The sequence below is a fragment of the Streptomyces thermolilacinus SPC6 genome (assembly GCF_000478605.2).
GTDB lineage: Bacteria > Actinomycetota > Actinomycetes > Streptomycetales > Streptomycetaceae > Streptomyces > Streptomyces thermolilacinus.
Window position 1 is genome coordinate 4,896,978 of record NZ_ASHX02000001.1, and the last position, 17,275, is coordinate 4,914,252.

Annotated in this window: 16 protein-coding genes; 11 read left to right on the forward strand and 5 right to left on the reverse strand. The window is 74.5% G+C overall.

Annotation, left to right across the window (positions count from 1 at the left end; translation table 11 throughout):
* Positions 1–20 precede the first annotated feature (20 nt).
* Positions 21–1,307, reverse strand: coding sequence for a glycosyltransferase family 87 protein (locus J116_RS21175; RefSeq protein ID WP_028964355.1), 1,287 nt, complete (start codon positions 1,305–1,307; stop codon positions 21–23).
* 91 nt (positions 1,308–1,398) lie between these two features.
* Between J116_RS21175 and J116_RS21180 the strand changes: the two genes are divergently transcribed.
* Positions 1,399–2,541, forward strand: coding sequence for a glycosyltransferase family 4 protein (locus J116_RS21180; RefSeq protein ID WP_028964356.1), 1,143 nt, complete (start codon positions 1,399–1,401; stop codon positions 2,539–2,541).
* A 117-nt stretch (positions 2,542–2,658) separates the two neighbouring features.
* Positions 2,659–3,420, forward strand: a complete 762-nt coding sequence (locus J116_RS21185) for a hypothetical protein (RefSeq protein WP_139140505.1) — start codon at positions 2,659–2,661, stop codon at positions 3,418–3,420.
* Between the two features lie 31 nt (positions 3,421–3,451).
* Here J116_RS21185 and J116_RS21190 read toward each other — a convergent pair whose 3' ends face one another.
* Positions 3,452–5,248: an AMP-dependent synthetase/ligase gene (locus tag J116_RS21190; protein ID WP_023589082.1), complete on the reverse strand. Its 1,797-nt coding sequence runs from the start codon at positions 5,246–5,248 to the stop codon at positions 3,452–3,454.
* A 267-nt stretch (positions 5,249–5,515) separates the two neighbouring features.
* Here J116_RS21190 and J116_RS21195 point away from each other — a divergent pair, with 267 nt between their 5' ends.
* From J116_RS21195 to J116_RS21220, 6 genes are all read left to right on the forward strand, one after another.
* The gene (locus J116_RS21195) at positions 5,516–6,292 is read left to right on the forward strand and encodes a metallophosphoesterase family protein (protein ID WP_023589083.1); all 777 of its coding nucleotides are present in this window, start codon (positions 5,516–5,518) and stop codon (positions 6,290–6,292) included.
* Between the two features lie 58 nt (positions 6,293–6,350).
* Positions 6,351–6,800: an SRPBCC family protein gene (locus J116_RS21200; RefSeq protein WP_023589084.1), complete on the forward strand. Its 450-nt coding sequence runs from the start codon at positions 6,351–6,353 to the stop codon at positions 6,798–6,800.
* A gap of 68 nt (positions 6,801–6,868) precedes the next feature.
* Complete coding sequence (locus J116_RS21205) at positions 6,869–8,002, forward strand: ArsA family ATPase (RefSeq protein WP_023589085.1); 1,134 nt, start codon at positions 6,869–6,871, stop codon at positions 8,000–8,002.
* Between the two features lie 33 nt (positions 8,003–8,035).
* Positions 8,036–8,587 (forward strand): DUF5304 domain-containing protein, encoded by a 552-nt coding sequence (locus J116_RS21210; protein ID WP_023589086.1) that lies wholly within the window; start codon positions 8,036–8,038, stop codon positions 8,585–8,587.
* 77 nt (positions 8,588–8,664) lie between these two features.
* The gene (locus tag J116_RS21215) at positions 8,665–9,606 is read left to right on the forward strand and encodes an ROK family glucokinase (RefSeq protein ID WP_023589087.1); all 942 of its coding nucleotides are present in this window, start codon (positions 8,665–8,667) and stop codon (positions 9,604–9,606) included.
* 136 nt (positions 9,607–9,742) lie between these two features.
* Positions 9,743–10,498, forward strand: a complete 756-nt coding sequence (locus J116_RS21220; protein WP_023589088.1) for an endonuclease/exonuclease/phosphatase family protein — start codon at positions 9,743–9,745, stop codon at positions 10,496–10,498.
* A gap of 10 nt (positions 10,499–10,508) precedes the next feature.
* On the opposite strand, the gene J116_RS30460 is transcribed toward J116_RS21220, so the two are convergent.
* Both J116_RS30460 and J116_RS21230 read right to left on the reverse strand, forming a co-directional pair.
* On the reverse strand, positions 10,509–11,348 hold the full coding sequence (locus J116_RS30460) for a hypothetical protein (RefSeq protein ID WP_023589089.1): 840 nt from the start codon (positions 11,346–11,348) through the stop codon (positions 10,509–10,511).
* On the reverse strand, positions 11,341–12,144 hold the full coding sequence (locus tag J116_RS21230) for an alpha/beta hydrolase (RefSeq protein ID WP_028964358.1): 804 nt from the start codon (positions 12,142–12,144) through the stop codon (positions 11,341–11,343). The genes J116_RS30460 and J116_RS21230 overlap by 8 nt, the downstream gene beginning before the upstream one ends.
* Before the next feature lie 201 nt (positions 12,145–12,345).
* Between J116_RS21230 and J116_RS21235 the strand changes: the two genes are divergently transcribed.
* The 3 genes from J116_RS21235 (at position 12,346) to J116_RS21245 (ending at position 15,089) form a co-directional block, all read left to right on the forward strand.
* Complete coding sequence (locus tag J116_RS21235) at positions 12,346–13,107, forward strand: lysophospholipid acyltransferase family protein (RefSeq protein WP_023589091.1); 762 nt, start codon at positions 12,346–12,348, stop codon at positions 13,105–13,107.
* A gap of 84 nt (positions 13,108–13,191) precedes the next feature.
* Positions 13,192–14,418: a MacS family sensor histidine kinase gene (gene macS / locus J116_RS21240; protein WP_023589092.1), complete on the forward strand. Its 1,227-nt coding sequence runs from the start codon at positions 13,192–13,194 to the stop codon at positions 14,416–14,418.
* Positions 14,415–15,089 (forward strand): response regulator, encoded by a 675-nt coding sequence (locus J116_RS21245; RefSeq protein ID WP_023589093.1) that lies wholly within the window; start codon positions 14,415–14,417, stop codon positions 15,087–15,089. The genes macS and J116_RS21245 overlap by 4 nt, the downstream gene beginning before the upstream one ends.
* 212 nt (positions 15,090–15,301) lie before the next feature.
* Here J116_RS21245 and J116_RS21250 read toward each other — a convergent pair whose 3' ends face one another.
* Complete coding sequence (locus J116_RS21250) at positions 15,302–17,221, reverse strand: anthranilate synthase family protein (RefSeq protein WP_023589094.1); 1,920 nt, start codon at positions 17,219–17,221, stop codon at positions 15,302–15,304.
* Positions 17,222–17,275: the final 54 nt, after the last annotated feature.

Below are 17,275 nucleotides of genomic sequence, written 5' to 3' on the forward strand. Positions count from 1 at the left end.
GGGCGGCCGGGACGCCCAGTTCAGGACTTGAGCAGTTCCCCGTCGCGGTGACCGCCCTGCGCGGGTACCCGCGCGCCCGGACCGGCGGCGCCGTCCCGCGCGCCGTCCGCCTCGCGCAGCCGCGGCTCGGTGACCGTCCGCCGCCACAGCTCCCGCGCCGCGATCAGCGACGCCGCGACGAGCAGCCCGTTCCGAACGAACAGCAGCGTCAGGCCGAGACCGTCGCTGGCCACCACGTGCGAGAACCAGATCGGGAACTCCAGCAGCGTTATCCCGGTCGCCACCAGCACGAGCACCGCCGCCCGCCGCATCGGGCTGCGCCGCCACACGAGGCACACCGCCGCGAGGCCGACGAGCCACAGCATGTACTGCGGGCTGATCACCCGGCTCGTCGTCGTGAACAGCAGCACCGCCACGAACGCCGCGTCGGCGAGCGTCGTCGGGCCGAACTCCCGCGCCCTCACCCGCCACAGCACCAGCCAGGCGAACGCCAGCAGCGTCAGCGCCATCGCCGCCCTGCTGACCAGCGGCACATACGGGCCGAGGAACTCCACCGACCCGTAGTTCAGCCGCACCTCCCCGTCCCAGGCGCCGAAGAACCGCGCCACGTGGAACACGAGCGACCCCAGCGACTCCACCTCGGTGCCCCGGTCCCGCTGGAACGTCAGGAACGCCAGCGCGCCCGGCGCCGCCAGCACACACGCCCCCAGCACCGCCGCGCCGGACACCACCGCGGCCGTCCACGAGCGGCGCGTCACCCGGCCCCGGGCCGTCCCCACCAGCAGCAGCGCGGGCCACACCTTCAGCAGCGCGCCGACCCCGGCGAGCACGCCCATCGTCCGCGGGTTGCGCACCCCGGCGAGCAGCGCCGCGACGGCGACGGCGGTGACCATGATGTCGTAGCGGGAGTACGCCGTCGGGCCCAGCAGCGGGATGCCCGCCAGCCACACCCACGCGCCCGCGTGGCTCTTGCCGGGCCGCCCGCCCGCGTACGTCAGCAGCCCGAACACGACCACGTCGCAGACCAGCGCCAGGACGAAGAAGGCGTGCGCGTACTCCAGGAACGGCAGCAGGCCGGGGGAGAGGATCGCGAACGCCGCGGCGGGCGGGTACTGCCACGTCACGTCGTCCAGCGGATACGTGCCGCCGCGCAGCACCTCGTACCAGTTGAAGTAGATCACCGACACGTCGGTCGTGACGTCCGGGCCGGGCACGAAGACGACCCTGAAGGTGTAGAGCAGCAGGACGGCCCTGCTGAGCAGCCACAGGGCGGCCAGGGGGAGTCGCGGTCCGCTCGGGAGCTTCATCGGTACCTCGTCCGGTTTCGTGGTGATCTGCGGTTGGGGGCGGTACGGTGCGCGAGCGGTGCGGCCGGGCCGTTCGGTACTGTCGGCCACGATGCACAAGACGCTGATCGTAACGAACGACTTCCCACCCCGCCCCGGTGGCATCCAGGCGTTCCTGCACAACATGGCGCTGCGCCTGGACCCCGACAAGGTGGTCGTCTACGCCTCCACGTGGAAGCGCGGACGGGAGGGCGCGGAGGCGACCGCCCGGTTCGACGCGGAGCAGCCGTTCCCGGTGGTGCGCGACCGTACGACGATGCTGCTGCCCACGCCCCGGGTGACCGCCCGGGCGACCGCGCTGCTGCGGGAGCACGGCTGCACGTCGGTGTGGTTCGGCGCCGCCGCGCCGCTCGGGCTCATGGCGCCCGCGCTGCGCCGCGCCGGGGCCCGCCGCCTGGTGGCCACGACCCACGGGCACGAGGCGGGCTGGGCGCAGCTGCCGGCCGCGCGGCGGCTGCTGCGGCGCATCGGCGACGGCACGGACACGATCACGTACCTCGGCGAGTACACCCGCTCCCGGATCGCCACCGCGCTCAGCCCCGAGGCGGCAGCGCGGATGACGCAGCTGCCGCCGGGCGTGGACGAGAAGACCTTCCACCCCGGCTCCGGCGGCGACGAGGTGCGCGCCCGGCTGGGCCTGACCGGACGGCCCGTCGTCGTGTGCGTCTCGCGCCTCGTGCCCCGCAAGGGCCAGGACACGCTGATCCGGGCCATGCCCGCCGTCCTCGCCGCCGTGCCGGACGCGGTCCTGCTGATCGTCGGCGGCGGGCCGTACGCGAAGGACCTGCGCGCCCTCGCCCACGAGACGGGGGTGGCCGGCTCCGTACGGTTCACGGGCCCCGTGCCGTGGGAGGAGCTGCCCGCGCACTACGGGGCCGGTGACGTGTTCGCCATGCCGTGCCGCACCCGGCGCGGGGGCCTCGACGTGGAAGGCCTCGGCATCGTGTACCTGGAGGCGTCCGCGACGGGCCTCCCGGTCGTCGCGGGCGACTCGGGCGGCGCCCCCGACGCGGTCCTGGACGGCGAGACCGGCTGGGTCGTACGGGGCGGTTCGCCCGAGGAGGCCGCCGACCGGATCGTCCCCCTGCTCCAGGACCCGGAGCTGCGCCGCCGCATGGGTGAGCGGGGCCGCCGGTGGGTCGAGGAGAAGTGGCGCTGGGACCTGCTGGCGGAACGCCTCAAGGCGCTGCTGTAGCCGTCCGGCCGGGGCCCGTTCCTCCCGGCCCGTGAGCCCGTTCCGGTCGGCGGGCAACCCTCGCGGCTCCCGGACGGTCATGCGGGTACGTGATCGTCGACGGAGGGTGGGGGCTGGATGTCCGGAGCAGTGGTGGGCGCGCTGGCCGCGGTCCTGGTGGCGGCGTCGCCCGTGCCCGCGGCGTCGCCCGTCCCGGTGGCGTCGCCGGGCGGGGAGGAGCTGCCCGAGTGCGTGCCGTGGGCGGACCTGGTGGACCACCCGGACCGCACGGACGAGCCCGACAGCCCCTTCGGCTTCGCCTTCGACGGCGCTCCCGAGGAGATCACGGCCGGCAGCGGCCCGCACGCCTTCCGCGTGTGGATCACCGAATTCGCGGGGGTCCAGCCCACCCGGTGGGACCTGGACGTGCTGGACGTGCGCAACCGCGCCCGCCACGTCGAGGAGGCGCGGATCGAGTACGCGGACGCGCGCGGCGCGTGGCGCCCCGTGACCTGGAAGAGCCCTCAGGACTCGCCCGGCTTCCCGGTGCCCCCGCGCAGGAACCCGTACGACGTGGCATTGCGCGTGACCGTGCCGGAGGGGGCGCGCGTCCAGAAGGCGGCCCTGGTCCTCTCCGCCGCCAAGGAGGAGCTGCCCGTCGAGTGGATGCCGCACTGCCTGCTGATCGCCCGCTCCAGCGACCCCGCCACGGCTCCCGCGTCCCGCACCGCGTCCCCGCGCCCGGCGGCCTCCGGGACCGGACGCGACGGGCGGAGCATCGGGCCGCTGGAGACCGCCGTGCTCGCCGTGGCCGCCGCCACCGGCACCGCTCTCGCCGCGCTCGCCCTCCGCGCCCGCGCGCGCCGGGTACGCCCCGGCGCCCGCCAGGAGCGGTCCTGACGGGCGCCGGAAAGCCTTCGGGCGGTGGGCCTCAGCCCTGGTAGATCGCCTCGATCTCGTCGGCGAAGTCCTTCGCCACCACGTTCCGCTTCAGCTTCAGCGACGGCGTGATGTGACCGGCCTCCTCGGTGAACTGCGAGGTCAGCACCCGGAACTTGCGCACAGACTCGGCCTTCGACACCGCGGCGTTGCCGTCGTCCACGGCCCGCTGGACCTCCGCCAGCAGCTCCGGGTCCTCCCGCAGCTGCGCCGCCGTCGAACCGGCCGGCTTGCCGTGCTCGGCCGCCCAGCGCGCCAGGAACTCCTCGTCCAGCGTGATCAGCGCGCCCACGAACGGCCGCCCGTCACCGACGACCATGCACTCCGCGACCAGGGCGTGCCCCCGGATGCGGTCCTCGATCACGGCCGGGGCGACGTTCTTGCCGCCCGCGGTGACCAGGATCTCCTTCTTGCGGCCCGTGATGGCCAGGTAGCCGTCCTCGTCGAGGGTGCCGATGTCACCCGTGTGGAACCAGCCGTCCGCCAGCGCGTCCGCCGTCGCCGCCTCGTTGTTCCAGTAGCCCGTGAAGATGTGCTCGCCGTGCAGCAGCACCTCGCCGTCGTCGGCGATCCGCACCTTGGAGCCCGGCAGCGGCTGGCCGACCGTGCCGATCTTCTGCCGGTCCCACGGGTTGAACGCGGTCGCCGCGCACGACTCCGTCAGGCCGTACCCCTCCAGCACCGTGAAGCCGATGCCGCTGTAGAAGTGGCCGAGCCGCTCGCCCAGCGGCGCACCGCCCGAGATCGCGAACTCGCAGCGGCCGCCCAGCACCGCGCGGAGCTTGGAGTACACCAGCACGTCGAACAGCTTGTGCTTCAGCCGCAGGCCCAGCGAGGGGCCGCCCGGCGTGGACTTGGCCCGGCTGTACGCGATGGCGGTCTGCGCGGCCCGGTCGAAGATCTTGCCCTTGCCGTCCGCCTGGGCCTTCGCCCGCGCCGAGTTGTAGACCTTCTCGAAGACGCGCGGCACGCCCAGGATCAGCGTCGGCCGGAACGACGCCAGGTCGTCCGTCAGGTTCTTGATGTCCGGCACGCAGCCGAGCCGGATCGGCGCCAGCACCGACGCCACCTCGACCATGCGGCCGAAGACGTGCGCGGCGGGCAGGAACAGCAGCACCGACGAGCGGCCCGTCCGGAACAGCGGCTTGAGCCGCTCCACGACGTTGCCGCACTCGGCGAAGAAGTTGCGGTGGGTGAGCACGCAGCCCTTGGGGCGGCCCGTCGTGCCTGACGTGTACACGATGGTCGCCACGTCGTCCGCCTTGGCGCTCGCGCCGCGATCCTCCAGCGTCGCGTCGGACACCTCACGGCCGGCCTCGGTCAGCTCCTCGACGGCCCCGCCGTCGATCCGCCACACGTGCGTCAGCGCGGGCAGGGCGTCCCGTACGGACTCCACCGCCTCCGCGTGCGCCCCGCTCTCCACGATCGCCGCGACCGCGCCCGAGTCGCCGAGTATCCACTGGATCTGCTCGGGCGAACTGGTCTCGTACACCGGCACGGTCACCGCGCCCGCGCTCCAGATCGCGAAGTCCAGCTGCACCCACTCGTAGCGCGTACGGGAGATCAGCGCGACCCGGTCGCCCGGCCGCACCCCCCGCGCGATCAGGCCCTTCGCCGCGGCACGCACCTCGGCGAGGAAGTCCTTCGCGGTGACGTCCTGCCAGCCGCCCGCCACCTTGCGGGCCATGACGGCCACGTCTGGGTGCTGCGCGGCGTTGCGGCGGACGAGATCCGTCATGTTGCCGTCCGCGGGGACCTCGTACAGGGCCGGAAGGCTGAACTCGCGCAAGACTGCTGCTCCTCATCGGGCGCCGACGCCACGGCTCTGTGTGATGCGTCGGTTCGCGGTCCAAACGGACACGTACTCAGTGGGGTGAGCACGACTGGACTGCCCGGACGTTACCCACCGGTACCAGGTTCCCGATAGGGGGTCCTGGCCAGATGTTCCATGCGTCACACATCATTGGCACTGCTTCGCGCACAGTAGTCCACTCTCGTCGCGACGTGGAAGTAACCGCAGGTAGGGCCACCCGGCGGGCCCGTAAGGTGGGGTCTCATGCGCATTCATGTGGTCAGTGACGTGCACGGCAACGCCCGGGACCTCGCCAAGGCCGGCGACGGCGCCGACGCGCTGGTCTGCCTCGGTGACCTGGTGCTGTTCCTCGACTACGCCGACCACGCGCGCGGCATCTTCCCCGACCTGTTCGGCGCGGACAACGCCCGCCGCATCGTCGCCCTGCGCACCGCCCGCCGCTTCGACGAGGCCCGCGCCTTCGCCCGCGGTCTGTGGGCCGAGCTGGCGGAGCGCGGCGTGGACAAGGCCACCGCCGTCGAGTCGGCCGTCCGCGCCCAGTACGCCGAACTGTTCGCCGCGTTGCCGACGCCGACGTACGCCACGTACGGCAATGTGGACATCCCGTCGCTGTGGCCCGTGTACGCCCGGCCCGGCACCACCGTCCTGGACGGCGAGCGCGTCGAGATCGGCGGCCGCGTGTTCGGCTTCGTCGGCGGCGGCCTGCCCTCCCCGATGCGCACCCCGTACGAGGTCCCCGAGGAGGAGTACGCGGCGAAGGTCGAGGCGCTCGGCGAGGTGGACGTGCTGTGCTCGCACATCCCGCCGGACGTGCCGGAGCTGACGTACGACACGGTCGCCCGCCGCTTCGAGCGCGGCTCGGGCGCCCTGCTGGCCGCGATCCGCCGGGTACGGCCCCGGTACGCGCTGTTCGGGCACGTCCACCAGCCGCTGGCGCGGCGCATGCGCGTGGGCGCGACCGAGTGCGTCAACGTGGGCCACTTCGCCTCCTCGGGGCGGCCGTGGGCCCTGGAGTGGTGACCTGCGGGCACGCGATAGCCTTCCTCCACGTACCGAGCCCTCTGGAGGAGCCACAGCGATGGCGGAACACACCAGCTCGAGCATCACGATCGAGGCGGCGCCCGCCGAGGTCATGGGAGTGATCGCCGACTTCGCGCGCTACCCGGAGTGGACCGGCGAGGTCAAGGAGGCGGAGGTCCTGTCGAAGGACGCCGCCGGCCGCGCCGAGCAGGTACGGCTGCTGCTGGACGCGGGCGCCATCAAGGACGACCACACGCTGGCGTACACCTGGACCGGCGACGACGAGGTCAGCTGGACCCTGGTGAAGTCCCAGATGCTGCGCGCCCTGGACGGCTCGTACAAGCTGACCCCCCTCGCGGGCGGCAGCCGCACGGAGGTCACGTACCAGCTGACGGTGGACGTCAAGATCCCCATGCTGGGCATGATCAAGCGCAAGGCGGAGAAGGTCATCATCGACCGCGCCCTGGCGGGCCTGAAGAAGCGCGTCGAGTCCCGCCCGGGCGCCTGACCCCCACGGGCCTCCGGCGGGCGAGGGCGCCGCGGGGCGGGCCGCCGGCAGGGGGCTACCGTGCACGCATGCGCACCCTTCTCGTCGCGGGGCCCGGCGGGTCCGGCCGCACCACCATCGCCGCCGCGACAGCCCTGGACGCGGCCCGCGCCGGCCGGAAGGTCCTCCTCCTGACCGGTGACCGGGCCCCCGCCACCGACGGCACCACCCTCACCGTCCACCCCCTGGACCCCGCCGCCCACTTCCGCGAGGAACTCCTCGCGCTCCAGGCCCACGCCGCTCCCGCCCTGGACCTGCTGGGCGCCGCCCCGCTGGACGACGACGAGCTCACCCCGCTCCCCGGCAGCGCCTCCTTCGCGTACCTCAGGGCCCTGCGCGACGCCGCCCGGGGCGACTGGGACCTCCTCGTCGTGGACCTCCCGCCTACCCCCGACGCGATCGCCCTGCTCGCCCTCCCCGAGCAGCTCCGCCGCTACCTGCGCCGCCTCCTCCCGCCCGAGCGGCAGGCCGCCCGCGCCCTGCGCCCGATGCTGGCCCAGCTCGCCGGGGTCCCCATGCCGCCGGACGGCCTGTACCAGGCCGCGGCCCGCAAGGACGCCGAGCTCGCCGCCGTACAGGACCTCCTGTGCGCCCCGACGACCAGCGTCCGCCTCGTCGTGGAGCCCGGCCCCGCCGCCGCCGACGCGCTGCGCACCGCCCGCGCCGGACTCGCCCTGTACGGCCTCGCCCTCGACCCGCTCGTCGCCAACCGCGTCCTGCCCGCCACCAGCCCCGACCCGTGGCTCGCCGCCCTCGCCGCACAGCAGCAGACCCACCTCAAGGAGCTGTACGAGGACACCGCCCCCGCCGTACACGAGGTGCCGCACCTGGGCCGCGACCCGCGCACCCCCGACGACCTGGCCCTCCTGGGCGCGCCCGCCCCCGCGGCGGCGCCCGCCCCCGCCCCGCCGTGGCCCGTCGAGGACCTGCGGGACACCGACGGCGTGCTGCTCTGGCGGATCCCGCTGCCCGGCGCCGCCAAGCCCGCCCTGGGCCTGGTACGGCGCGGCGGCGAACTGGTCCTCACCGTCGGCCCGTTCCGCCGCGTCGTCCCGCTGCCGTCCGCGCTGCGCCGCTGCGCCGTCGCGGGAGCCGCCCTGCGCGACGGCGAGCTGCGCGTACGGTTCGCCCCCGATCCCGGGCTGTGGCCCCGCACCCCCTGAACACCCGCGCGCCGGTCGGGTACCGTCGATGACATGAGCGATGCCACCCACCGCCCCGGCCCTCCCGAGGACGACGCCTGGGCACGGGCCTGCGCCGAGGACCTGGCGGCCGAGCGCGCCCGCCGCCGCGGCCACGGTGGCCCCCCGCCCGGTTCGGCCGCCGACGAGCTGCGCAAGCTCGTCGACGCGGTCGCCGACAAGGTCTCCTCCCTCGGCTCCACGCTCGGTGCGCCGCTGCTCGGCGCGGGCGCGCAGACCGCCGTCCGGCAGGCCGTCGAGCAGGCGAAGTCCGCGATCGAGCCGGTCATCGAGCGCAACCCGCAGGTCTTCGACCACCTCGCCGCGGCGGGCGGCGAGCTCCTCGCGGCCTACCGGTCCGCCGTCCAGGGCCACGAGCAGCGCTGGACCCGCGGTGACCAGGACCCGAATGACCCGCACGACGGCGAACGCGCGAAGCGGGCACGGGACACGGACGAGCCCGGCGCGGCCCGCGACCCGTTCCGCCCCGAACGGCCCGACGGACGGCCCGAGGGCGGGCGGGACGACGAGGGTCCGGCGGGTAGCCAGCACATCGACCTGGACTGACGCGAAGGCGAACAGCCGGGCGCCCGCCCTCGGGTACGGTTGGGCATAGCGGGGCTCGACCGAAAACTGAGGGACACATGGGACTCACCATCGGCGTCGACATCGGCGGCACGAAGATCGCGGCCGGCGTGGTCGACGAAGAGGGCACCATTCTCGACACCCACAAGGTGCCGACCCCGTCCACACCCGAGGGCATCGTGGACGCGATCTGCGCCGCCGTCTCCGAAGCCGGCAAGGGCCATGACATCGAGGCCGTCGGCATCGGCGCCGCCGGTTACGTGGACGACAAGCGCGCGACCGTCCTGTTCGCGCCCAACATCGACTGGCGGCACGAGCCGCTGAAGGACAAGGTCGAGCAGCGCGTCGGGCTGCCCGTCGTCGTGGAGAACGACGCGAACGCCGCCGCGTGGGGCGAGTACCGCTTCGGCGCGGGCCAGGGCCACGACGACGTCATCTGCATCACGCTCGGCACAGGGCTGGGCGGCGGCATCATCATCGGCAACAAGCTGCGCCGGGGCCGGTTCGGCGTCGCCGCCGAGTTCGGCCACATCCGGGTCGTCCCGGACGGCCTGCTGTGCGGCTGCGGCAGCCAGGGCTGCTGGGAGCAGTACGCCTCCGGCCGCGCCCTCGTCCGGTACGCCAAGCAGCGCGCCAACGCCACCCCGGAGAACGCGCGCGTCCTGCTGTCCCTCGGCGACGGCACGCCCGAGGGCATCCAGGGCAAGCACATCAGCGACGCCGCCCGGCAGGGCGACAAGGTGGCCGTGGACTCGTTCCGCGAGCTGGCCCGCTGGGCCGGCGCGGGCCTCGCGGACCTGGCGTCGCTGTTCGACCCGTCGGCGTTCATCGTCGGCGGCGGCGTCTCGGACGAGGGCGACCTGGTCCTGGACCCGATCCGCAAGTCGTTCCGCCGCTGGCTCGTCGGCGGCAAGTACCGGCCGCACGCCCAGGTCCTCGCCGCGCAGCTCGGCGGCAAGGCCGGCCTCGTCGGCGCGGCGGACCTCGCCCGCCAGGGCTGAGCCCGCGCCCCGCCGAGGCCGCGCCCCGTCGAAGCCCCGGCAGGGCTGAGCCGCGAAAGGGCTGGCCCGCGTATCACGCGCATGCGCCCGCCGCGTCCCACCGGGGACGGGGCGGGCGCTGTCGTATCGTGCCCGCATGGCGCTCACCGCACTGCCCGACTCCCGTACCGAGCCGGACGGTTCGGCCGTGATCCGGGTGCTCGGCTACAACATCCGCTCCCTGCGCGACGACGAGGACGCCCTGGCCCGGGTCATCCGCGCCTGCGCCCCCGACATCGTCCTCGTCCAGGAGGCGCCCCGCTTCTTCCGCTGGCGCAAGCACGCCGCGCGGCTCGCCGCCAAGAGCGAGCTGCTCGTCGTCGGCGGGGGCGCCCCCGCCGCCGGGCCGCTGCTGCTGTGCTCCCCGCGCGTCACCGTCGAACGGACCCGGGACGTCCTGCTGCCGCTCACCCCCGGACTGCACCGGCGCGGCTTCGCCACCGCCGTCGTCCGGGTCGCGGGCGCCCGGTTCGGGCTGCTCAGCTGCCACCTCGGCCTGCGCTCCGACGAACGGTACGCGCAGACGGGCCTGCTGCTGGACGAACTGGCCGCCCTCGACGTGCCCCACGCCATCGCCGGGGGCGACATCAACGAACGCCCCGACGGCCGTTCGTTCCGCCGTCTCGCCGCCGAACTCCAGGACTGCCGGGCCGTACGGCCCTGGGGCGGCGAGCACACGTTCACGCCGGGCGACCCGCACCAGCGGATCGACGCGATCTTCGCCACCCGGGGCGTGGAGGTGCTGGGCTGCGGCGTACCGGCCGGGCTGCCCGGCGTCCACGACGCGGACCTGAGGGCGGCGACGGACCATCTGCCCGTGCTCGCCGCCCTCCGCGTACCGGCCACCGCCTGAGGGCGGCGGGTCAGACGACCGCGCCGCGCCCCGGATCGTCGTCGTCCTCGTCGTCACCGGACTGCATCCGCGCCACCAGCGTCGCGAAACCGCCCAGGAACCCGCCGACGCACAGCGTGGTCAGCCACCAGGTCATCTCCCACTGGAGCAGCACGGCGACCAGCATCAGCACCGGCCCGCCGATCACGCCCAGCCAGCCGAACTTGGCCGCCGAGTCCGCCTCGGGCAGCGGCGGCGGCTCGGGCGGTACGAAGTGCCCCTCGCCGTCGTCGTCACCGTCCGCGTCCCGGCGCCCGGTACGCGCGGCGGGGACGTCGTCGTCCGGCTCGGCCAGCTGGTAGTCGCGCGGACCGCGCGGTCCGACGCCCGGCGCGAACACGACGGAACCGCCCAGCGCGGGTTTCTTCAGCGGCTCGCCGTCGCCCGCGGCCGCGACCTGACCGTCCCCGTCGTCCTCCCGGCCGCTGTCGGACGCACCGCCCCGGCTCTCACCGCCCGGGCCACCGCCGTCCCCGTCACCGCCCCGGCCGTGACCGTCCGGGCCGCCGCCCTCGGCACCGCCTCCGGCGCGCCGGTTCCCGTCCGCGCCGTCCATGCTGTTGTCCCCGCCGTCGTCGTCCGGCAGCGCCAGGTCCCTGACCGGCCGGTACGGCCTCGCGCCCGGCGGGTCCGGCGGCTCCTCCCCGTACGCGGCGACGATCGCCGCCCAGGCCGCCTCCTCGTCGATGCGCGCCCCGCCGCCCCCGCCCCCGCCGCCGTCCGACGGCTTCGGTGCGGGCCGGTCCTTGGGGCCGCCCGGCCCGTCCACGCTCTCCCCGCGGTCCGCGTCCGCGTCGTGCTGCTCAGCCACCGGTCGTGCTCCCCTCCCTGTCCCTGCCCTGGGCGGCGGTCCCGCCTGCCCCCGGAGCGAGCCGGCCGATGAACGCGTGGCTCTCCTCGAAGATCCGCTCCGCGTCGAGGTCCAACGTCGCGACGTGGTAGCTCTGTTCCAGCAGGACCTCCGTGACGTCCGTGGAGGAGACCCGGCTCAGGACACGCGCCGAGTCGGCGGGCGGTACGACGTGGTCCTGCGGGGCGCGCAGCAGCAGGAGCGGCTGCGTCACCTGCGGCAGCTCGCCGTCGACCAGGCGCAGGAACTGCCGCATCGAGTGCGCGGCGTGCAGCGGCACCCGGTCGTAGCCGCCCTCGTCCACGCCCGGCTTGGCGATGTCGTTCGCGATGCCGTCCTTCGAGGCCACCACGTGGCGGACGACCGGCAGCGCGTGCGCCGCCACGCCGTGCACCTTGTTCGCCGGGTTCACCAGGACGAGCCCCGCGACCGCGTCACCGTGCCGGGCCGCCAGCCGCAGCGCCAGCGCGCCGCCCATGGACAGGCCGCACACGAACACGCGGGAGCACGTGGCGCTCAGCACCCGCAGCTCCCGGTCCACCTCCGCGTACCAGTCCTGCCAGCCGGTGACCTGCATGTCCTGCCAGCGCGTGCCGTGCCCGGGAAGCAGGGGCACCGACACGGTCAGACCGCGCTCCGCGAGGTACTCGCCCCAGGGGCGCATCGACCGGGGCGAACCGGTGAAGCCGTGGCAGAGGAGTACGCCGACGTCGCCGCCCTCGTGGCGGTACGGCTCGGCTCCAGGAAGGACCGGCACGGAGGTCTCCCGTTCGGATTCGGTGGGCTTGGAAACGTGTACTTCACCGTACGCGACCGGGGTGACACCGACCAGGGCCGTCACACCGCCCGCGCCGGGTGGCCGACGGCCCCGGCGCGGACGGAAGAGTGCCGGGAGGCCCGTACGGGTTAAGGTCTGTGCGACGGAACACGGGAGGAACACGAGTTGATCTACGGCGCTATGAAGTTCTCCATCGGAGGGACGCTGAAGCTCGCCTTCAGGCCCTGGGTGGAGGGCCTCGAGAACATTCCCGCCGAGGGGCCGGCGATCCTCGCGAGCAACCACCTGTCGTTCTCCGACTCCTTCTTCCTCCCGGCGGTCCTCGACCGGAAGGTCACCTTCATCGCGAAGGCCGAGTACTTCACCTCTCCCGGCGTGAAGGGCAAGCTCACCGCCGCGTTCTTCAAGGGCGTCGGCCAGCTCCCCGTGGACCGCTCCGGCGCGCGGGGCGCCGGGGACGCCGCGGTGCGCAGCGGCATCGAGGTCATCAAGCGCGGCGAGCTGTTCGGCATCTACCCGGAGGGCACCCGCTCCCCGGACGGGCGGCTGTACCGCGGCAAGACCGGCGGCCTCGCGCGCGTGGCGCTGGCCACGGGCGCGCCCGTCATCCCGATCGCCATGATCGACACGGAGAAGATCCAGCCGCCCGGCAAGGTCGTCCCCAAGCTGATGCGCCCCGGCATCCGCATCGGCAAGCCGCTGGACTTCAGCCGCTACCAGGGCATGGACAACGACCGCTTCATCCTCCGCTCGGTCACCGACGAGGTGATGTACGAGATCATGAAGCTGTCCGGCCAGGAGTACGTGGACATCTACGCCACGGTCGCCAAGCGGCAGATCGCCGAGGCGGAGAGGGCCGCGAAGGCGGCGGCCAAGGGCGAGCACAAGGCGGACGCCCAGGGCACGGCGGCCGAGGGCACGGCGGACAAGCCGGCCGGCTGACGGCACAGACGCACGAGGCACGACGCGCGGCCGCAGGCGTCCCGCACGCGGGACCCGGCGTGCCGCGCATGGGGGGTGGGGGAGATGGCCAGGCGCGAGCGGGTGGTCCGCATGTCCGTGGAGCAGCCGCTGTGGCGCGCGCTCACCGCGTACCGCGTCCTCACCATGATCTACGCGGACCTCCTCTTCCTGGTCAACCACGGCAGCTTCGAACGGCCGTGGGCCGGCGCCGCGTTCCTCGCCGTGATGAGCGTGTGGACGCTGGCGACCCTGCCGCAGGTGTCCGGCGCCGCCCGCTGCACCAAACCGTTCCTCGCCGTCGATCTGACCGTCGCGCTGACCGGCATCCTGCTGACGCCGTTCGCCGACAACCACGCCCAGGTGCAGGACGGGCCGACGCTGCCCGGCATCTGGACGGCCGGCGCGGTCCTCGCGTACGCGATCAAGGGCGGCTGGCGCTGGGCGGGTTTCGCGTCCTCGCTGGTCGCCGTCGCCAACATCGTGGAGCGCGGCGAGCCGAGCCGCGACACCCTCCACAACGTGCTGCTCGTGTGGGTGGCGTCCATCGCGATCGGATACGTGGTCGAGGTCGCCCGCGCGTCGGAGCGCACCCTCGCCCGGGCGTTGGAGATCGAGGCCGCCACCCGGGAGCGGGAGCGCCTCGCGCGCGACATCCACGACTCGGTTCTCCAGGTGCTGGCCATGGTGCAGCGGCGCGGCACCGCGCTCGGCGGCGAGGCGGCGGAGCTGGGCCGGATGGCGGGGGAGCAGGAGGTGGCCCTGCGCACCCTGGTCGCGGGCGGCCTGGCCCGGCCGTCCCACGTCTGCGAGGACGCCTCGCAGGGTGCGGTCGTCCGGCTGATCGACGAGCCCGAAGGGCCGGACGGCTCGTACGGGCCGGGCGGCGGCGGTGAGCAGGACCTGCGGACGCTGCTGGCGCCGCACGCCGGGTCCCGGGTCACGTTCGCCGAACCGGGCGCCCCGGTGCTGCTGCCCCGTGCGGCGGCCGCCGAGCTGGCTGCCGCTGTAGGTGCCGCCCTGGACAATGTCCGCAGGCACGCCGGGCCCGACGCCCGGGCGTGGATACTCGTCGAGGACTGGCCGGACGAGGTCGTCGTGACCGTGCGCGACGACGGGCCCGGCATCCCCGAGGGGCGTCTCGCCCAGGCGGAGAGCGAGGGCCGGCTCGGCGTCGCCCAGTCCATCCGCGGCAGGCTGCGGGACCTGGGCGGGACGGCGGAGCTGCTCTCGGTCCCCGGGCAGGGCACGGAAGTCGAGTTGAAGGTCCCACGGGGGAAGGCGGAACGATGACGGAACAGGCGATCAAGGTGATGGTGGTGGACGACCACCCGATGTGGCGCGACGCCGTCGCCCGCGACCTGGCGGAGGCCGGGTTCGACGTGGTGGCCACGGCGGGCGACGGCGACCAGGCGGTACGCCGCGCCCGCGCCACCTCCCCGGACGTGCTGGTCCTCGACCTGAACCTGCCGGGCAAGCCGGGCGTCCAGGTCTGCAAGGAGCTCGTGGGCGGCGGGGACCTGCCGGTGCGGGTGCTGGTGCTGTCCGCGAGCGGCGAGCACGCGGACGTGCTGGAGGCCGTGAAGTCCGGCGCGACGGGGTACCTGCTGAAGTCGGCCAGTACGGCGGAGCTGCTGGACGCGGTACGGCGTACGGCCTCCGGGGACGCGGTGTTCACGCCCGGGCTGGCCGGCCTGGTCCTGGGCGAGTACCGCCGCCTGGCCGCCGAGCCCGCGCCGGAGCGGGGCGCCCCCGAGCCGAACGCGCCGCGCCTGACGGAGCGTGAGACGGAGGTGCTGCGGCTGGTGGCGAAGGGCCTCAGCTACAAGCAGATCGCGGAGCGGCTGGTCATCTCGCACCGGACGGTCCAGAACCACGTCCAGAACACGCTGGGCAAGCTCCAGCTCCACAACCGCGTCGAACTGGTCCGCTACGCCATCGAATCAGGCCTCGACACCCCCTGACCCCGCGTCCCCTGCCCTCCGCTCCGCTGCGGACCCCCCGGCGGGCAGGCTGCGCTGCGGGCCGCTTCCGCTTGCCGCTCCGCTGTGGCAGCTGGTCCTCCCTCAAGGGGGCCCCAGGGTGGAACGGGTGGGGCACAACGGGGCGGCGGCCCCGGTCCAGCGCCGGCCGCACAGGTGCGTACGCCCTCGTTCCCGCCGGCCGACCCGCCGCCTCACCCGAGGGGCGACCCCGCCGACTGGCCCTCGGGCCGGAGCTCCAGGCCCTGCGGGCGACCCGTCATCAGGTCCCGCACGATCGCCGGGCCGTTCAGCGTCAGCACCGACTCGGGGTGGAACTGCACCCCCGCGAAGCCGTCGCCGCGCAGCGCGTGGACCTCGCCGCTCAGCGGGTCGCGGCTCACCTCCACCCCGCGCGCCGCCAGCCGCGCGGCCGCCGCGTCGTCGCAGCGCGCGGTGAAGCTGTTGTAGAAGCCGACCCGCTCCCGCGCCCCGAACAGCTCCACGTCCACCTGCGCGCCCTGGAACGGCACCCGCTTCCGTACGATCTCCAGGCCCAGCTCCGCGGCGATCAGCTCGTGGCCCAGGCACACCCCCAGGAGCGGGTGCCGGTGCCCCGCCAGCAGCTCCGCGGCGAGCCCCCGCAGCAGCCGCATCCGGGGGTCGTCGCCGTCGCCCGGATCGCCCGGTCCGGGGCCGAGCACCACGGGCCCGGCGTGCGTCAGCGCGGCCTCCCGCAGTCCCGGCTCGTCGAACCGGCGCACCGTCACCTCCAGCCCCAGGGACCGCAGGAGATGCGCCAGCATCGAGGTGAACGTGTCCTCCGCGTCCACCACCAGCGCGTGCCCGGCCAGTTGGTTATCGGCGGCCCGCTCCCGCATCCGCAGCCAGAACGGCGCCAGGCCGGCGCGCCGCGCGTCCAGCGCCGCCCGCACCCGCGGGTCGTCCGCCAGCCGCACCGGCCGTACCGCCTCCTCGGCCGGGCGCCCCGGACGCACCCCGAGCGCCGCCAGGACGCCCGCCGCCTTGGCGTGGGTCTCCGCGACCTCGCCGTCGGGGTCGGAGTGCCGTACCAGCGTCGCGCCGACCGGCACTCGCAGCCCGCCGTCGGCGTCGATGTCGGCGGTACGGATCAGGATGGGCGAGTCCAGCGTCTGAGCGCCGCCCTCGTCGGTGCCGAGCAGCGCCAGCGCGCCCGCGTAGTAGCCGCGCCCGCCCTCCTCGTGGCGCTCGATGACCCGGCAGGCGTTCTGGACCGGGGACCCGGTGACCGTCGCCGCGAACATCGTCTCCCGCAGCACCTCCCGCACGTCCAGCGTGGACCGCCCGCGCAGCTCGTACTCGGTGTGCGCGAGGTGCGCCATCTCCTTCAGCCGGGGCCCGACGACGACGCCGCCCATGTCGCCGACGGTGCACATCATCTTCAGTTCCTCGTCGACGACCATCGACAGCTCGTCGGTCTCCTTGCGGCTGGCGAGGAAGGTCAGCAGGTCCTCCGGCGTCGGCCCGCCCGCCGGATAGCGGTACGTGCCGCTGATCGGGTTCATCACGACCGTGCCGCCCGACATCCGCACGTGCACCTCGGGGCTGGCCCCGACGAGGGTGCGCTCGCCGGTGTGGACGACGAACGTCCAGTACGCGCCCCGCTCCCCGGCGAGCAGCCGCCGGAACAGCGCCAGGGCGTCCGCCCGGCCGAAGCCCGGCACCCGCCCGTGGTAGGTGCGGCGGATCACGAAGTTGGCGCCCTCGCCGTGCCCGATCTCCTCGTCCACGACCCGCCGCACCATCCGCGCGTACGCCTCGTCCGGCACGTCGAACCCGCCGTCGTCCACCCGCACGTCATGGGCGGGCAGCAGCTCCAGGGCGTCGGCGAGCGGCAGCTCGTACGTCTCGTCGGCGACCAGCACGGACAGCGGCGTCCCGTCGTCGCGGACGTCGAAGCCGCGCTCGCGCAGCTGCCGGAACGGGACGAGCGCCAGCGCGGGCCGCTCGCCGACGGGCAGGTCGGCGAGGCGTCCCACCTCGTGGACGGGGCCCGCGAGCACCTCGACCGTGTCGTGGTCGCGGCCGGGCGTGCGGCGGCGGAGCAGGGCGAACGGGGGGCCTGACGGGTCGAGCAGGGACCGGAGGTCCATCGGTGGTTCCTTCCGAGGTGGAGAGGAACGGCCCCGGAAACGCCGAAGGCCGCC

What these genes read in the sequence shown, in the direction of transcription:
- J116_RS21175 (WP_028964355.1), bottom strand. Translation starts at nt 1,307, where the DNA reads ATGAAGCTCCCGAGCGGACCGCGACTCCCCCTGGCCGCCCTGTGGCTG.
- J116_RS21180 (WP_028964356.1), top strand. Translation starts at nt 1,399, where the DNA reads ATGCACAAGACGCTGATCGTAACGAACGACTTCCCACCCCGCCCCGGT.
- J116_RS21185 (WP_139140505.1), top strand. Translation starts at nt 2,659, where the DNA reads ATGTCCGGAGCAGTGGTGGGCGCGCTGGCCGCGGTCCTGGTGGCGGCG.
- J116_RS21195 (WP_023589083.1), top strand. Translation starts at nt 5,516, where the DNA reads ATGCGCATTCATGTGGTCAGTGACGTGCACGGCAACGCCCGGGACCTC.
- J116_RS21200 (WP_023589084.1), top strand. Translation starts at nt 6,351, where the DNA reads ATGGCGGAACACACCAGCTCGAGCATCACGATCGAGGCGGCGCCCGCC.
- J116_RS21205 (WP_023589085.1), top strand. Translation starts at nt 6,869, where the DNA reads ATGCGCACCCTTCTCGTCGCGGGGCCCGGCGGGTCCGGCCGCACCACC.
- J116_RS21210 (WP_023589086.1), top strand. Translation starts at nt 8,036, where the DNA reads ATGAGCGATGCCACCCACCGCCCCGGCCCTCCCGAGGACGACGCCTGG.
- J116_RS21215 (WP_023589087.1), top strand. Translation starts at nt 8,665, where the DNA reads ATGGGACTCACCATCGGCGTCGACATCGGCGGCACGAAGATCGCGGCC.
- J116_RS21220 (WP_023589088.1), top strand. Translation starts at nt 9,743, where the DNA reads ATGGCGCTCACCGCACTGCCCGACTCCCGTACCGAGCCGGACGGTTCG.
- J116_RS21235 (WP_023589091.1), top strand. Translation starts at nt 12,346, where the DNA reads ATGAAGTTCTCCATCGGAGGGACGCTGAAGCTCGCCTTCAGGCCCTGG.
- macS (WP_023589092.1), top strand. Translation starts at nt 13,192, where the DNA reads ATGGCCAGGCGCGAGCGGGTGGTCCGCATGTCCGTGGAGCAGCCGCTG.
- J116_RS21245 (WP_023589093.1), top strand. Translation starts at nt 14,415, where the DNA reads ATGACGGAACAGGCGATCAAGGTGATGGTGGTGGACGACCACCCGATG.
- J116_RS21250 (WP_023589094.1), bottom strand. Translation starts at nt 17,221, where the DNA reads ATGGACCTCCGGTCCCTGCTCGACCCGTCAGGCCCCCCGTTCGCCCTG.